12 protein-coding genes are annotated in these 16,407 nt (G+C 60.1%); 6 read left to right on the plus strand and 6 right to left on the minus strand.

The window, feature by feature from the left end:
* Positions 1-178 precede the first annotated feature (178 nt).
* Positions 179-2,524 (plus strand): acylase, encoded by a 2,346-nt coding sequence (locus LIS66_RS13205; RefSeq protein ID WP_227974479.1) that lies wholly within the window; start codon positions 179-181, stop codon positions 2,522-2,524.
* A gap of 53 nt (positions 2,525-2,577) precedes the next feature.
* On the opposite strand, the gene LIS66_RS13210 is transcribed toward LIS66_RS13205, so the two are convergent.
* On the minus strand, positions 2,578-3,579 hold the full coding sequence (locus tag LIS66_RS13210; protein WP_083352747.1) for a FecR family protein: 1,002 nt from the start codon (positions 3,577-3,579) through the stop codon (positions 2,578-2,580).
* Between the two features lie 153 nt (positions 3,580-3,732).
* Between LIS66_RS13210 and LIS66_RS13215 the strand changes: the two genes are divergently transcribed.
* Complete coding sequence (locus LIS66_RS13215) at positions 3,733-4,002, plus strand: PepSY domain-containing protein (RefSeq protein WP_042609887.1); 270 nt, start codon at positions 3,733-3,735, stop codon at positions 4,000-4,002.
* Between the two features lie 59 nt (positions 4,003-4,061).
* Here LIS66_RS13215 and LIS66_RS13220 read toward each other — a convergent pair whose 3' ends face one another.
* On the minus strand, positions 4,062-8,909 hold the full coding sequence (locus LIS66_RS13220; RefSeq protein WP_227974480.1) for a dermonecrotic toxin domain-containing protein: 4,848 nt from the start codon (positions 8,907-8,909) through the stop codon (positions 4,062-4,064).
* Positions 8,910-9,140: 231 nt separating this feature from the next.
* Here LIS66_RS13220 and LIS66_RS13225 point away from each other — a divergent pair, with 231 nt between their 5' ends.
* A complete protein-coding gene (locus tag LIS66_RS13225; protein WP_123420209.1) occupies positions 9,141-10,169 on the plus strand; it encodes an Ldh family oxidoreductase in 1,029 nt (342 codons plus the stop codon).
* A 60-nt stretch (positions 10,170-10,229) separates the two neighbouring features.
* On the opposite strand, the gene LIS66_RS13230 is transcribed toward LIS66_RS13225, so the two are convergent.
* Complete coding sequence (locus LIS66_RS13230; protein WP_042609889.1) at positions 10,230-10,547, minus strand: DUF883 family protein; 318 nt, start codon at positions 10,545-10,547, stop codon at positions 10,230-10,232.
* A 154-nt stretch (positions 10,548-10,701) separates the two neighbouring features.
* Between LIS66_RS13230 and LIS66_RS13235 the strand changes: the two genes are divergently transcribed.
* Complete coding sequence (locus LIS66_RS13235) at positions 10,702-10,956, plus strand: hypothetical protein (protein ID WP_003224595.1); 255 nt, start codon at positions 10,702-10,704, stop codon at positions 10,954-10,956.
* A gap of 6 nt (positions 10,957-10,962) precedes the next feature.
* Here the strand turns inward: LIS66_RS13235 and LIS66_RS13240 are convergent, their stop codons facing one another.
* Positions 10,963-11,877, minus strand: a complete 915-nt coding sequence (locus LIS66_RS13240; protein WP_227974481.1) for a LysR family transcriptional regulator — start codon at positions 11,875-11,877, stop codon at positions 10,963-10,965.
* Positions 11,878-11,961: 84 nt separating this feature from the next.
* Between LIS66_RS13240 and LIS66_RS13245 the strand changes: the two genes are divergently transcribed.
* The gene (locus tag LIS66_RS13245) at positions 11,962-12,885 is read left to right on the plus strand and encodes a carbon-nitrogen hydrolase family protein (RefSeq protein WP_227972291.1); all 924 of its coding nucleotides are present in this window, start codon (positions 11,962-11,964) and stop codon (positions 12,883-12,885) included.
* 132 nt (positions 12,886-13,017) lie between these two features.
* Here the strand turns inward: LIS66_RS13245 and LIS66_RS13250 are convergent, their stop codons facing one another.
* Both LIS66_RS13250 and LIS66_RS13255 read right to left on the minus strand, forming a co-directional pair.
* On the minus strand, positions 13,018-13,491 hold the full coding sequence (locus LIS66_RS13250) for an LEA type 2 family protein (protein ID WP_116658237.1): 474 nt from the start codon (positions 13,489-13,491) through the stop codon (positions 13,018-13,020).
* 65 nt (positions 13,492-13,556) lie between these two features.
* Positions 13,557-15,023, minus strand: a complete 1,467-nt coding sequence (locus tag LIS66_RS13255) for a nucleobase:cation symporter-2 family protein (protein ID WP_227972292.1) — start codon at positions 15,021-15,023, stop codon at positions 13,557-13,559.
* A 265-nt stretch (positions 15,024-15,288) separates the two neighbouring features.
* Here LIS66_RS13255 and zapE point away from each other — a divergent pair, with 265 nt between their 5' ends.
* Positions 15,289-16,407 (plus strand): cell division protein ZapE, encoded by a 1,119-nt coding sequence (gene zapE, locus LIS66_RS13260; protein ID WP_227972293.1) that lies wholly within the window; start codon positions 15,289-15,291, stop codon positions 16,405-16,407.

Genomic DNA, 16,407 nt, shown 5'->3' on the forward strand with positions numbered 1-16,407 from the left:
AGCACGACAAATCATGAAAGAAAAGATGTAGAAATTTCGTCGCTAATTCGTCTTGGCCTTGTGATGCCGGCCTTGCCCCGATGGATTGCCCGCTAAATTTTTTTCCTCAGCTTCGTTTCTTCGACAGGCTCATTGCGCGTGGACGCAGGGGCAATCGACCTTTCGAGCAGGAGCGAGCGTGATTATTTCCAGGCAACTCACCGGGCTGGCCCTCGCCGGCACCTTATTCGGACTTAGCCTGTCGGCCCATGCACTGAGTCCGGCTGCAGACACCCGCGCGGACATTCGCCGCACCAGTTTTGGCGTGCCGCACATTCGCGCCGAAAACGAACGCGGTCTGGGGTTCGGCATCGGCTATGCCTATGCCCAGGACAATCTGTGTCTGCTGGCCAACGAGATCGTGACCGTCAATGGTCAGCGTTCCCGTTATTTCGGCCCGGAGCAGTTCACCGTCGAGCAACGGCAAAACCGCGTCAGCGACGTGTTTTTTACCTGGCTGAACAGCCCTGAATCCGTCCATTCGTTCTGGCAGGCGCAACCGGCCGAGGTGCGCGATCTGGTCGAGGGTTATGCCGCCGGGTACAACCGCTCTCTGGCTGAACGCCGTCAGCAAGGGTTGCCGCAGCAATGCCAAGGGGAATGGGTACGCGACATCAGTACCGACGATCTGGTCAAGCTGACGCGGCGCTTGCTGGTGGAAGGGGGAGTGGGCCAGTTCGCCGAAGCCCTTGCTGGCGCGACGCCGCCGCAAGCTACCGCGCAGGTGAAGCACGACACCCAGACATTTCAGCTGGCCGACGCACGTCAGCAGCGTTTCGCTCTCGATCGTGGCAGTAACGCCGTGGCGGTCGGCAGCGAGCGCTCGTTCAACGGCCGTGGCATGTTGCTGGCCAATCCGCATTTTCCGTGGGTCGGCGGCATGCGTTTCTACCAGATGCACCTGACCATCCCCGGCAAACTCGATGTCATGGGCGCCGCTTTGCCGGGTCTGCCGATGATCAATATCGGCTTCAACCAGCATCTGGCCTGGACCCACACGGTCGATTCGTCGAAACACTTCACGCTCTATCGTCTGCAACTCGATCCGAAGGATTCGACACGTTACCTTCTGGACGGCAAGTCGCTGCCACTGAGCAAACAAACGGTCACCGTGCAGGTCAAGCAGGCTGACGGTCAGGTCGCACCGGTGGCGCGCGACATCTACAGCTCGCAGTTCGGGCCGATCGTGCAGTGGCCGGGCAAGCTCGATTGGGACAAGCAATACGCCTACAGCTTGCGCGATGCGAACCTTGATAACGATCGCGTGCTTAAACAGTGGTATGCGATGAACCAGGCCAGCAACATCAAGGATCTGCAAGACGCAGTGCACAAGATCCAGGGCATTCCCTGGGTCAACACTCTGGCGGTCGATGACAAGGGCCAGACGCTGTACATGAACCTGTCGGTGGTGCCGAATGTCAGCGCGGAAAAACTCGCCAAGTGCAGCGACCCGCGCCTCGGCCTGCGCATGATTGTTCTGGACGGCTCCCATAGCGGCTGTGCCTGGGATGTCGATCCGCAAGCGGCGCAGAAGGGCATATTCGCTTCCAGCCAGTTACCGCAACTGCTGCGCAAGGATTTCGTTCAGCACTCCAACGATTCCGCATGGCTGGCCAACCCGGCGCAACCGCTCACCGGCTATTCGCCGCTGATCAGCCAGGACGCACAACCACTGGGCCTGCGCTCGCGATTCGCACTTGATCGTTTGGCTGAGCTGAGCAAAAAAGGCCCGTTGGCGATCAAGGATCTGCAGCACATGGTCATGGACGATCAGGTCTATCTGGCCGCGCAGGTCATGCCCGACCTGCTGAAGTTCTGCGCAACCGATCTCGGTAGCGACGCCGCGACACTGAAATCTGCGTGCGCCAGCCTCAAGGCTTGGGATGGTCGCGCCAATCTGGATTCCGGCCTCGGTCTGGTGCACTTCCAGAACATCATGCAGGCGCTGCTTGAATCGCCGGACATCTGGCGCGTGGCGTTCAACCCCGCAGATGCGCAAAACACCCCGCGTGGTCTGGCGGTCGAGCAGCCTGCAGTTGCCAAAGCGCTACGCGAAGCGATGCTGGCGTCGGTCCAGCTGACCGGCAAGATGGGTCTGAAAGCAGACGCACGCTGGGGCGACATTCAGGTGGTCAGCAGCGGCGGGCAGCAAACGCCCATCCATGGCGGGCCGGGTACGCTGGGTATCTACAACGCGATGCAAAGCGTGCCCCGGGAGGACGGAAAACTTGAGGTGGTCAGCGGCACCAGCTACCTGCAAGTGGTGAGCTTCGATGAAAAAGGCCCGCATGCCCAAGGGCTGCTGGCATTTTCACTCTCCAGTGATCCGGCGTCGAAGTATTCGCGCGATCAAACCGAAGCGTTTTCGAAGAAACAATGGAGTGTCCTGCCCTTCACCGAACAGCAGATCCAGGCAGATCCGCAATATCAGGTGCAGACGATTCAGGAGGCACAGGATCAGGCAGGGAAGGTGGCGGCGCACTAAAGCAGTGATCGCCCGCAACAAACGAAGGCCGCCTCCCGCAAGGGACGCGGCCTTCAGCTTTTCGGCGGGCGTTGCGGCATCGAGTTGATCACCGGGTTGCCTTCCTTGTTGCGGGTCAGGTAGACCGGCAGCACTTTCGGCAGGCTGTTCGCCAGGTTGTTCATCTCATTGATGTTGTAGACGCCGCCCACGCGAATCGCGCCGGTGCTGGTGTCGGCGAGCATCAAGGGCTTGTCGAGGTAACGATTGATCAACGGCAGGGCGTCGTGAAGGGCAAGGTTATCGAGCACCAGTCGGCCGCTGCGCCACGCTAGCGAAGTGTCGCCAGGGTAGGTCTGGCTGATTTGCGGCGCGTAATCACCATGTCGGTAGCGTGCCTGCATCGATGGCGCCAGGCGCAGGCCGTCTCCCGGTAGATCGCGGTTGCTGCTGACCAGTACCGAACCTTCGACCAGGTTTACCCGAACCTGATCTTCATACATCCACACGTTGAATCGGGTACCGGTCACGCGAATCCTGCCTTCGCCGGCACGCACCACGAACGGATGCGCGGTGTCGTGACTGACGTTAAAAAACGCCTCGCCCTTGTTCAGGGTCACGCGGCGTTCATGTTTGTAATTGCTGAAGGTCAGTTCGGTGTTGAGGTTGAGTTCCAGCTGGCTGCCATCACTCAAGGTGACCTGACGGACGCGGTCGGTGGCGGCGTAATGCTGATAACTGTCGGGCAGCCAGCCCAGACTCCAGCCGCTGTAAGCCGCGAGCGGCAGGGCGACGGCACAGGCGCCGACAATGACCGCAAACTTGCGCCACGAACGCGAAGGCTTGCGTTGCGCAGCGAGTGCCTCAGGCTCGGTTCGAGGCAGGTCCCCGGCCACTTCCCAGATTTCCTGCATGGCTTCGTATTCGAAGGCATGCAGGGGATGCGCATCGTGCCAGGCTTCAAACGCGCGACGCTCCTCGTCCGTGCAGTCAGCGGCGTGCAGGCGCATGCACCAATGCGCGGCGGCATCGGTGATCGCATCGTATTCGGCTTCCGAGAGAGTGTCTTGGGTCATTGACTCGTCCTGATTTAGCGCATTCTAACCTCGCCGGCGGGTTGCCGAGAACATCCGTCATGGCATTTACCCATCAACGTGGAACTTATTTTTCCCTGTGACGCCCAAAAAAACAGGAAGCAACTGCCTACTATCCATAAATGGAGTGAAAAAATGATCAAAAAGACTTTCGCAGCCCTGATTGCCACTGCCGGTTTGCTCAGCGCCGGTGCCGCTCTGGCGGACAAGCCAGGCGCAGGCTGGATCACCATCGAAAAAGCCATCGACACCGCCAAGACCAAGGCTGGTTATGTCGAAATCTATGAGATCAGCGCCGACAACGACGGTTACTGGGAAGGTGAAGGGCGCAAGGCCGACGGCGTTGTTTATGAATTCCGCATCGATGGCGCCTCTGGCAATATCCTGCGTGATCAGAAGGACTAAGCCTTCACTGTTGGCTGATACAGAAGTGCGCTGGTGTCGAGCCAGCGCATTTTTTTTGTTCACCTCTCGGGTTGCGCGGTTTTGGATACGGTTGCGGTCGGCGCAGGCAACGGGATGGGAGCCGGAAGCGGATCGAGTTTCTGGCCCAATTCGCTGATGAGCAACGCGATCGAGTCAGCGTTGGCGAGTATCACGTCAACGCGTGCTTCGTCAGACACCGGATTGCGGAACGCTTTACGCGCGTCTGCAAGATTCCTGGTTTTGGTCAGGCTGAGAATTTTTTCGTAGTCATCGGCTTGCGACGTTATCTTATCCATGCCCACCCAGGCGCCCGTCTCGTCTTTACTCGCGAACAATTGTGCAGAAGGCGTAGCGCGCGAGAGCGATTGACGGCGGCTATCCAGATCATCCTTGAGCAGCTGTCCGTCCGCAGTGGTGGTATCGATGAGGCCCGGAAAGGGGGCCATCGCGTCAAGGGAGACCAGATCCTCGCTATCGCAGACCAGATGCGAAAGTTCATGGATCAGGGTGACCGCACGTGCGTGTGAGTCCACATTGAATCTTGGAGGCAGGAAGGCCGTGTAGACATCCAGCGCCGGATTGAAGAAATGTTCGGTGAAGTGGACGATCTTCTTGCGGTCCTGTTTGAAAACGAAGGCAACCGTATCGTCGCCGTAGCGCTGGTTCAGGCCGGCAAAGAAGCGCTCTGTGTAAAGCAGATCATCCTCGGGATCCGTCAGCTCACGGCACAGCGGGATGATCACCTTTTCGAATTTCCTCTGCAGCGCGGGCGTGATGTGAGGCACATCGAGAATGCTCCTGAGCACCTTCTCCACCCGTGTGCCCCCCAGGTTGTCGCGATGGATGACAAAGTTATGCAGACAATTGAGCGCATAGGTTCTTGCCCGGGTGACCGCTTGCTGTATCACAAAGGCCCTGGCAGGTGAGCGACGGTTGATCTGCGCCATCCCTTTGGCCTGGATGTACATGGTGATCGAGCGGCTATCCTCGACTTGCTTTTGCAGTTCGGCCGGCCCCTTCCTGCGACAGCGCTGCACGGTCTGGCCGGCCTGTGCAATCACCAGCCTTGAATTCTTCTCTGCCAGTGCCGGCCCTTGGCTGCGATCTTCTTTGCGCAGGAACCATGTTTTCTCGGCCTGAACGACTGGATAGACCTTGCCGGCAATCGCCACGTATTGGTCAGTTGTGGCGGAGTCCCGATAAACCAGCCGATTGCTCTCAAGCTTGAGGTCTTTCAGCGCCTTGCTGGTTTCAAAGGGCTGCAAGTCAACGCGGGAGGGCGAGGCGGGCGGTGGTTTTGCCCAACGCGAGGCAACCTTTACGGTGCTATCTGTCTGCGCCTCAGCGGCAAATTCGCTGGTGGCTGTCTGCGCCTCGGTCTCCCATGACAAGCGTCCCAGACTGAACAGCGAAATGGCACCCTCGATGAAGTTTTTCAGGCCGTTGGCCCAATGGTGGTCCTGGAGGTCTTCGGCGGACTCCTTGAAGTCCTGATAGCTTTTCCAGAGGAACAGCAAAGAGGCCAGTTTCCCCGGCAACAAGTGCGGCACCAGCCGGACGCCCTGACTGAAGAGAAACCTGGCTGCTTCCCAATCCGCTTGGGCATTGATCTGTGGCTGGCTGCTGAGCAGTTGTGGCAGAAGGTTGAGGGTGTCCTTGTGCAACCGATCAAGCACATTGCCGTTGATGGGCGTGCTTTGAAGGGTGATCTCGCTGGGTTTGCCGATCGTCGTTTTCAGCAGATTCCTGAAGATGGCCTGCTGCCCGTCCGGCAGACGCCGGATGATCAGGTCCTGGAAATGCCCGGGCGTATTCACTGCTTCGATCAGTTGCGCTTCGTTCTCGAACTCGCGAAATACGCATCTGGAGTAAGGCGCATAGAGCACCCGCGGGCCTGTCTGCCCCGCGCCCGGTCCGAAGACGTACAGGCCGAGCGTGTCGACGCCATCAGCGCCCGCGGTCTTGATCAACGACAGCGGGCAGGCGATCGCGTGAGCATCCACGACCATGGCCCGCGCTATCCCGTCCGGCATGTCGAGTACCTGACAAATGAAGTCGTAGCCGATGTCCGACAGTTGTTGCTGCAACTTCATCGAGTGGGCGTGCTGCATCAATTGCCAAGGCAACTGGCGTAAAAACCGCTTCTTGCTGATGCGTGCAGCCGTGCTGTCGCCGGACAGCGCCTGGGTCACTTTTGCCGTGTAGGTTGTGGCGATGTCGAGCGATTGCAGTAATTGCCGTACGGCGGTCTGGGCGAAATCTTTCGGTAATGCGGTGGCTATGTTCGAGGTCACTTTGAAACCGCTGTCCTGCACAACGTTGTAGTGATGCAGGGCGAACTCCAGAAGGTCGCAGGCCGGGCCAGCCAGCGTCAGGTTCGGAGTGATCTGGATATCCTTTGGCTTGAGCCCGTTGCCCGGGAATCTGGCGTCGAGCAGGCTTTTCAGGGTTTGCTCGATATAACTGGCCAGGGTCGGGACCTCATCGAGAAAATCCTTGCCCTCGATAAAGGCGCGCCGCAGTTCATCCAGCAGGGCGAGTTGTGTGCGCTGCTCCGTCGCCGAGGCCATGCGCAACCAGTCGGGATAGTCCAGATGACGGGAAAGCGTACGTGCAAGATCGACGGCGCGGCGCAGATCGGTATCGATGACAGCGTTCTTCATCCGGTCAAGGAAGGCCGCCAATGTGTCCGGGTCCTTGATACAGACGCGTAGCATTTCGCATTCAGCGAGGAAGTCTTCGATGCCCGACTGCATGCGGTCGTTGGACACACGGCCCTCAATCAATTGGAAGCTGCCGAGTGTGTATTGCTGGTCCAGCCTACGTTGCGCTATTGGCAGATTCTCCAGCAGCGTATGACTCTGATTGTTATCGTCCAAGCGTTGTTGCAACTGTTTTTGCGCAACCCCCATATCGGCGAACAATTCCAGGCCCATGGCCGGTGTCCACAGGATCGCGCGCCCCGAGTGCTCGACGTCCATGCCGCCGCGTTCGGTCAGCAGCACGCAGTAAGCGAGCGGCAGCTCAGCGGTGGACTCGGCAAAATCAAGCGTGAGCGACCAGGCATCCGGGCGAAAACCGTTGAGTGACTGGCGATCGCTGCGTGTCGGATGCCGGGCATCGAACACCGTATCGACGATTTTTCGTTCCGCCTCCCGCCATGATCCGCTGACACTTCGCACGAACGCCTCACCGCGCAAGCCATCTTCGAACGCCTGCGCGAGCTTCCAGAGAATGCCTTCGAGAAAAGTGCGCTGTTCGGCGCCGTTCGCGGTCGGCTGGTCTTTGAAGTGGCTGGTCAGACTATCCAGCGTTCGGCCCAGACTTGTCGCCAATTGTGCCGCCTTGTCGGCCTGCACAAGTGAGGATGGCGGCGCGCTGGTAAACAACGGCCGGGTACTCCAGCGCTCATTGACGTCGAGATCGAGCAACCGCTCATGGATCATCGAGCGGATATCCAGCGCCTTGTCGAAGAGTGCATGAACGTCTGTGGTGCGTTCGCTCTGGCGATAGCGCTGCAGGACGAACTCAATGTTCTGACGTTGTTTGGTAAGAATTGCCTCGAACAGCGTCGGCATGATCTCACCGCTGATGTTTTCCCCGGACACCTGGACGTTAGCGAAACCCAGGTAGCGATTGCGCTCTTCCAGACTCATCAGTCCGTACAGTTCGTCTTCGTGCCCGGCAGCCTGCAGTTTCGCGGTGAGCGTCTGTTTGAGGTCGGCGTAGTTCGTGAGTACCTGCAGGCCCTGGCTGGGTGTATAGAGATAGGCCTTGTCATGATTGATCATCAACGAGCCGGCCAGTTCGACAGACGCTGTCTGTTCGCTCAGGCACACGGTTTCGAACGTTGGCCGGCGTACCACCACGGACGGCTCACGTACCAGACTGTGCAGCGCGTCGAACTCGCCGGCGGAGAGGATTTGTGTTTCGCGCTTGATCATCAGATCGGCGCGCGCCTGGTCCTGTAGCGTCTGGCTGAAGAAGGTGCGCCTGGGCGAGCCCTCGAATGACGCGGCATTCCAGTAGCCCTCGAGCTGACGGAACAACAGCATGATCAGTTTGCTCGAAGCCGAGGTGATAGCGGTTGCCCACGCGAATTGATCATCAGTGCCTGGCAGGCGGGCGGGGTGGGAAAACTCGACGGTCTGACCGTGGGGCCATTGCTGACGGCGAAAATGCAGCAGCAGCGCTTCAATCAGCGAGCGCGAATCGACCCAGTGCCTGCCAGCATCGGTGGAGGAGGGTTTTGTAGCGGCGTAAAAAGCCACGCGGGTGCTCGACTGGGGCAAATCGCCGAAGTGCGGCTGGAGCAGTTCACCGAGGATTTTTTCCAGCAGGGCATTAAGCGCAGGCAGGCGTTTCAGTTCGTCGAGCAAGTCGCGTGCGCAGGCTTGTTGCGAATGGGTGATCGCTGTTTGCTGATCCTCGAAGACATCACCGTCGATGGTTTGTCGGGTGACGGTAATGCCGCGTTTCTCCACCAGCTCCTTGCGCAGCGAAACACTGAGAAAAGCCAACAGATCATCTTGCTCGTCTGCACTGTTCAGTCGTGCCTGCAACGCCTGCGTAAGCGCTTGGTCATCGCTGTATTTTTTCAATCCGTCGTAGGGCGTGTACAGAAACATGCCGTTGTCGTCAGGACCGGCGCCGAGCACGAAACTGCCGGCCAATGGCACGGGCACTTGCTTGTCGGCGTTGAGCAAAATCCGTTCGGCCAGCATGGGCGGGGTTTGTGCGCTACGCAGGGCGTGGCTCGCCAGTTGTACGTGTGCGAGCCAGTCGAAATCCTTGCTGTTGAGGCCGTGGCGTGCAGCCAGGTCGGCCTGCAGGCCGGCGGACTTCAGAATCTCGGGAAACAGCAGTGGAGCAGTAGAACTGGACATCATCGGTGCTCTGAACGCGGCGCCATCGGGCAGGGACTCAACAGTAGGTCTGTGAGCCGGAGCAGGTGCGGTAGATAGTTACCGCACACGCCGGATCAAAAGATGCAGTCGGCTCAGCCAGTGATCGCCGAGCGATCAAAGGGTTGACAGCCGACGGCTCCGGCGGGGTTAATCGGTGGGCAAATCGACCGTACGCTGTTGTTCCCTCCAATAATCATTCTGGAGCTTCAGATGTCTGCGCTACACGATCAGGGCTCGCCCACGTTATCCCTCGAAGCACTCACGCAACTGCTTGAAGCGATTTTCCTGCGCCACGGCACCTCCAGCGAAGTCGCCCGGGTGCTGGCGGCCAACTGTGCCGGCGCCGAGCGCGATGGCGCCCATAGTCATGGTGTATTCCGCATGCCCGGCTACGTCTCGACCCTGAAAAGCGGCTGGGTCAATGGTCAGGCAGTGCCGCAGGTCGAAGACGTCGCGCCCGGTTTTGTCCGGGTCGACGCCGGCAATGGTTTTGCCCAGCCCGCGCTGGCCGCTGCGCGAGCATTGCTGGTGGAAAAGGCGCGTCACGCCGGGATTGCAGTGTTGGCGATTCGTAACTCGCATCACTTCGCCGCGTTGTGGCCGGATGTCGAGCCGTTCGCCGACGAAGGTCTGGTGGCGCTGAGCGTGGTCAACAGCATGACCTGCGTTGTCCCGCATGGTGCCGACCGGCCTCTGTTCGGCACCAATCCGATCGCCTTTGCCGCGCCACGAGCCAATGCCGCCCCGATCGTTTTCGACCTGGCCACCAGTGCCATCGCCCATGGCGACGTGCAGATCGCTGCGCGCAAAGGCGAAAAACTCCCGGCCGGGATGGGCGTCGACAGCTTGGGTCAGCCCACCCAGGATCCCCGGGCGATTCTCGAAGGCGGCGCATTGCTGCCGTTTGGCGGGCACAAAGGTTCGGCGCTGTCGATGATGGTCGAGTTACTGGCAGCGGCGTTGACCGGTGGCAATTTTTCCTTCGAGTTCGACTGGTCCAACCATCCCGGCGCAAAGACTCCGTGGACGGGGCAGTTATTGATTGTGATTGATCCGAGCAAAGCCGCGGGGCAGAGTTTTGCCCAGCGCAGCGAGGAACTGGTGCGACAGATGCACGGGGTCGGGCTCAAGCGGTTGCCGGGGGATCGGCGGCATTGGCAGCGCAGTCGGTCGATGCTGGAAGGGATTGCCCTGGATGAGCAGACATTGGCGCAGTTGCGGGAATTGGCGGGGGAGTGAATTTACCCGCAGACATAAAAAAAGCGAACCGTAAGGTTCGCTTTTTTGTGGCGCTTGTACTCAGCGACGACCGAGCAGCAGGCCCACCACCAGGCCGAAACCGGCGGAGATCGCCACGGTCTGCCATGGGTGGCCGCCGATGTAGTTTTCGGTAGCTTCAACGGCGGGTTTGGTGCGGTCGCGCACGCTGGATACCGAGTCCAGCGCCTGCTGCAGTTTCTGGGCGATCTGGGCACGCAGCGTTTCCGCTTCTTCGCCGACCAGTGAAGCGCTGCTCTTGAGCAGTTTGTCCGATTCTTCGATCAGAGCCTGAAGCTCGCTGAAAGCTTGATCCTTGATTTGCTCTTCGGCAGCTTGCGAGGCGGTTTTACGGGCCATTGGGTGACTCCTTGCAGTTGAATGGACAGTGACCAATGGAGTGTAGCGGTCGACGAAAAGTTGCATGTCATTCGTACCGAAGGGAAAAACCTGCACCGGAGGTTTCCGCCGAGCGTGTAAGATGTCGCCATTTTACGCAGCAGGATAAATCCCCATGAGTTTCAATCTGGCCGACAAATCCCTCGCAGAGCGCGCAGCGCTGGAAGATGAGAAATCCCGTCTGTTCGAACTCTGGCAGAACAATCTGGGCAAAGCCAAGGGCGAAGCCGCGCGTCTGTTTGGCGAGCGCTCCAAGCGCAAGGGCAAATGGGCCGAGTGGGTTCGCGCCGAACTGGACGGCATGTCGCCGCCGGAGTTTGCCAACATGGTGCGCAGCGAAGTCAATCGGCTGATGGCGGCCAACAAGTAAACCGCGTCACGCCTGGCCGAACGTCGCGGCAATCGCCTCGCGAACCTTCACCAGCACCGGATCGATCTGCGTGCTGGTGCGCCAGCCCAGTTCGATCGGATAGCGCGGCAAGGCCAAGGGGCAGGGCAGCAATGCCAGCCCGCTCAGTGCCGCGATGCTCGCCGCGGCGTGGGCCGGAATGGTCGCCACCGCCTGACTGCCCTTGAGCAGAAAGGGCAGCGCGGCAAAATGCGTGGTCGAGGCGCAGACCCGGCGGCTCAATCCCACGGCCGCCAAGCCTTCATCGGTGATGCCGATAAAGCCACCCGATGACACCAGAATGTGCTCGCGGGCGACGAACTCCTGCAACTCGATCTGCTGCTGGCCCGGCGCGAGACTGTCGGGATCGACCAGGCAAGCGTAGCCACCTTCCGCCAATACCTGACGACTGAGCAGACGCTCGGCAAACCCGCCGGCGGTGATTGCCAGGTCAATGCTGCGTTCCATCAACGCACGGGCGACGATCTGGCTGTGGGTCTGGCGAAAGATCAGCCGCAGTTTCGGCGCGCGACGAGCGATTTCCTCGATCAAGCGGCGCCCGTAGGCAATTTCAAAATCATCTGACAGACCGATCGCCACCGAGCGCCCGTCATAGTGATTGGCCGCCGGATCGAGCATGGCCAGGCTCTGTCGGCATTTGTTCAGCGCATCGCTGATCACCGGTTTCAGCTGGTTGGCCTGCAGGGTTGGCGCCAGACCGCGCCCGGTGCGCACGAACAACTGATCGCCATAGACCTCGCGCAAGCGGCGCAACGCGGCACTTACCGCCGATTGCGTGACGCCAAGGCGCAGGGCGGCGCGGCTGGCGCTGGACTCTTCGTGCAGCGCTTCAAAGACTTTCAGCAGGTTGAGGTCGACGTCGGCGATATTCATTTGGCTCATATCATTCAGCAGCGGACAGGGCTTTATTCATGATCGCGTGACGCTGGAGAATCGGCAACACCTGAACCTGATGGAGTAAACAGCATGCCCAAATCGATTGTTGCCGCGCTGCAGATCGGCGCCTTGCCCGGTGGCAAAGGCGAAACCCTCGAACAAATCCTTGGCTGGGAGAGCGCGATCATCGAATCCGGCGCGGCGCTGGTGGTGATGCCCGAAGCCTTGCTCGGGGGCTATCCGAAAGGCGAGGGTTTCGGCACGCAGCTGGGCTATCGCTTACCTGAAGGGCGTGAGGCCTTCGCACGTTATTTTGCCAACGCCATCGATGTGCCCGGTGCCGAAACCGAGGCGCTGGCCGGATTGTCGGCGCGCACCGGGGCCAATCTGGTGATCGGTGTCATCGAGCGCGCCAGCAGCACTCTATATTGCACGGTGCTGTATTTCGACCCGCAGGCAGGGTTGATCGGCAAGCACCGCAAACTCATGCCCACCGGCACCGAGCGGCTGATCTGGGGCAAGGGTGATGGCTCGACCTTGCCGGTGTTCGACACACAGGTCGGCAACCTCGGCGCGGTGGTGTGCTGGGAAAACATGATGCCGCTGCTGCGCACGGCGATGTATGCCAAAGGCGTCGAAGTCTGGTGCGCACCTACCGTGGACGAGCGCGAGATGTGGCAGGTCAGCATGCGCCACATCGCCCACGAAGGCCGTTGCTTTGTGGTCAGCGCTTGTCAGGTGCAGGCCTCGCCGAATGAGTTGGGCGTCGAGATTGCCAACTGGCCGAATGATCGGCCGTTGATTGCCGGCGGCAGCGTGATCGTCGGGCCGATGGGCGATGTGCTGGCAGGGCCGTTGCGTGGCGAGGCAGGATTGCTCACGGCTGAAATCGATACCGATGAACTGATCCGTGCGCGGTATGACTACGATGTGGTCGGCCACTATGCGCGGCCGGATGTGTTCGAGTTGACCGTCGATGAACGCGCGAAGCCGGGGGTGCGGTTCAACACATAACCCCGGACTGGCAAAAATCCCTTGTAGGAGTGAGCCTGCTCGCGATAGCGGTGTTTCAGGCAATGCATGTTTATCTGACAGACCGCTATCGCGAGCAGGCTCACTCCTACAAAGGGGCTGTGTAGCGGCTGACTACCAGGTCGCAGCACTTGCCTTGGGCAGACTCAACTTGCCGCTGTCGGTAAAGCGCATCGTGCCAAACACCCCGCCGGCCAGTTTGCCGCGCAGCACGTAGGGCAGGTTATCGAGGCTTTGCGTCTGGCTCAGGCCGAGGGTCTGGCGCAGGAACGAGAACGCCGAGACGCTGACCGGCACCGTGACAATCGCTTCAGAGAAACGCGGGATCGAACCGCTCTGATCGCTCACACCGGAAGCCAGCGAATGACCATTGACCTCCAGATCCAGGGCGATGCCGTTGTAGTCGATCGCCGTCTCATTGGGATTTTGCACCCGCAGCTTGATGGCAAAGCGCACTTCCAGTTCCTGGCTCGGCAACGGTTCGAGGCCGACCACGTTGATGTTCACCGGATCGCGGTTGGGAAACAGCGCGCAGGCACTGAGCGACAGCAGCAGGAGCGACAGGATGACGGCGTGGACGCGGCGCATAAAAATCTCTCGACAAAAAAGGGCTGAACCGTTGCCGGTGCAGCCCTTTTTTTCAAGGCTCGACGTCAGCGGTTCAATTGTGCGACAGCCGCCGGTTGACCGGGTTCAGCTTTGGCGGTGACGTCGGGGTTTTCCATGAGCTGCAGAATCGATGCTTCCGGGTCGAAATCATCTTCTTCCAGCTCAATGAATTCTTCCGGCAGAAAGATGTTCAGCACGATAGCGCACAAGGCGCCGACGGTGATCGGCGATTCGAAGATGTTGCGCAGCGCTTGCGGCAGCTCGCGCAGCACTTCCGGTACGGCGGCGATGCCGAGGCCCATGCCCAGCGATATCGCCACGATCAACATGTTGCGTCGATGCAGGCCGGCCTCGGCGAGGATCTTGATCCCGGCCACGGCGACGGTGCCGAACATCACCAGCTCAGCGCCGCCGAGCACCGGTTTCGGCATCAGTTGCAGCACCGCGCCGATCATCGGGAACAAGCCGAGCAACACCAGCAGGCCGGCGATGAAAAACGCCACATAACGGCTGGCCACGCCGGTCAACTGGATCACGCCGTTGTTCTGCGCGAAGGTCACCATCGGCATGCTGTTGAACACCGCCGCCATGGCCGAGTTGAGGCCGTCAGCGAGCAGGCCGGATTTGATCCGGCGGATGTACAACGGGCCTTTGACCGGTTGCCGCGAGATCATCGAGTTGGCGGTCAGGTCGCCGGCCGCCTCCAGCGGAGATACCAGGAAAATCACCGCCACCGGCACGAACGCTACCCAATCGAAGTTGAAACCGTACTTGAACGGCACCGGCACGCTGACCAGCGGCACTTCGGGCATCGCAGCGAAATCCACCGTGCCCATCAGCCAGGCCACGACGTAGCCGAGGGTCAGGCCGATGACGATCGCGCCCAGGCGCAGAAAGGGCACGTCGACCCGGTTCAGGACGACGATCGTGCCGATCACCAACGCTGCGAGAAAGATATGGCTGGCCGCGCCCAGATCCGGCGCGCCGAAACCGCCGGCGATATCAGTCATTGCCACTTTGATCAGCGACAGGCCCATCAGGGTGATGATCGTGCCGGTCACCACCGGAGTGATCAGCATGCGCAGCTTGCCGATGAACTGGCTGAGTACCACTTCGATGAACGCGGCGAAAAAGCACACACCGAAGATCGTCGACAGGATTTCATCAGTGCCGCCGCCGCGCGCCTTGACCATGAACCCGGCGCTGAGAATCACACTGATAAAGGAAAAACTGGTGCCTTGCAGACACAGCAGACCCGAACCGACCGGGCCGAAACGCTTGGCCTGGACGAATGTGCCGAGCCCGGAAACGAACAGCGCCATGCTGATCAGGTAAGGGATTTCACTGTGCAGACCGAGGGCGCCGCCCATGATCAGGGTCGGGGTGATGATGCCGACGAAGCTCGCCAGTACGTGTTGCAACGCGGCGAACACGGTGGCGGTCAGGTGCGGACGGTCGTTGAGGCCGTAAATCAGGTCGTTGTTGCGCGGGGCTTTATCGGAGGCGGTCATGGTCAGGTGCGCGCCGCGAGGCGGGGCCGGGTCAGAAAATGGGTGCGCAGAATGCCGCAAGCGGACGGCGAGGGCAACGAGCAATAACTGCCTGAAAGGTCAGGTTTTACTGCTCTGTGGGAGCGAGCCTGCTCGCGAAAGCGGTGTATCAGTGAATATTTGTATCGGCTGACACGACGCCTTCGCGAGCAGGCTCGCTCCCACACGCGGATCATTCGCGTGCCTCGACCAGCAATGGAAAACCGCCCATGGCATACTCCCGCGCATGACTTTCGACTCCCCCCTCAGTGCCTGGCAATACGCCGTTGACCACAAGGGTTTCATCCAGGATGAAGCCCAGGAACACGCAGTCTGGGCCTTGCAAAAATGCCACGAAGCCTTGCACGCCGGTGCCCGTTCGGTCAGTGGCGTGTACCTGTGGGGGCCGGTCGGGCGCGGCAAGACCTGGCTGATGGATCAGTTCTATCAGACCCTGCGGGTGCCGGCCCGGCGTCAGCACTTTCATCACTTCATGGGCTGGGTGCATCAGCGTTCTTTTCAACTGAGCGGCATCGCCGATCCGCTGCGTGCCCTGGCCAAAGAACTGGCTGGCGAAGTGCGCGTGCTGTGTTTCGATGAACTGTTCGTCAATGACATCGGCGACGCGATCATTCTCGGGCGACTTTTTCAGGTGATGTTCGACGAAGGCGTGGTGATCGTTTGCACGTCCAATCTGCCGCCGGATGATCTGTACGCCGACGGCTTCAACCGCGATCGCTTCACCCCGGCGATTACGGCGATCAAAGCGCATATGCAGGTGGTGGCGGTGAATGGCGCCGAGGATCATCGCCTGCATCCGGGGGCGATCGAACAGCGCTATTTTGTCAGCGCAACCGATTCGCCGAGTGCGCTGGATGGCGTGTTCAAATCACTGGTTTCCAGTGAAATCTGCACTGACGAGCCTGTCGCCGTGGGTCATCGCATGCTGAACGTGGTGCAGGCCAGCGAATCCGTGCTGTGGTGCCGTTACCGTGATCTGTGCGAACAACCTTTCGCCGCCATGGACTTCATCGCGCTGTGTGATCGCTACCGGGCTATTCTGTTGAGCGAAGTGCCGAATCTGAGCGCACAGAAACGTGAGGGGCGCATCGCGCGCGGCACCGAAGATGGCGCGCAACGTGTGGTGGCCGGCGACCGCGAGCTGCCACAGTTGTCGGTGCATGACGACGGCGTACGCCGTTTTATCGCGCTGGTCGACGAATGCTACGACCGCAAAGTGCCGCTGTACGTCGAGGCCAGCGTGCCGATGGACGCGCTGTACACCGAGGGCTATCTGGAATTCCCGTTCCGCCGCACGCTCAGCCGTTTGCAGGAGATGCAGTTGCAGCGTTTCGCCGAAGCTTGA

The sequence above is a fragment of the Pseudomonas sp. HN2 genome (genome assembly GCF_020736465.1).
Taxonomy (GTDB): Bacteria; Pseudomonadota; Gammaproteobacteria; order Pseudomonadales; family Pseudomonadaceae; genus Aquipseudomonas; species Aquipseudomonas moraviensis_A.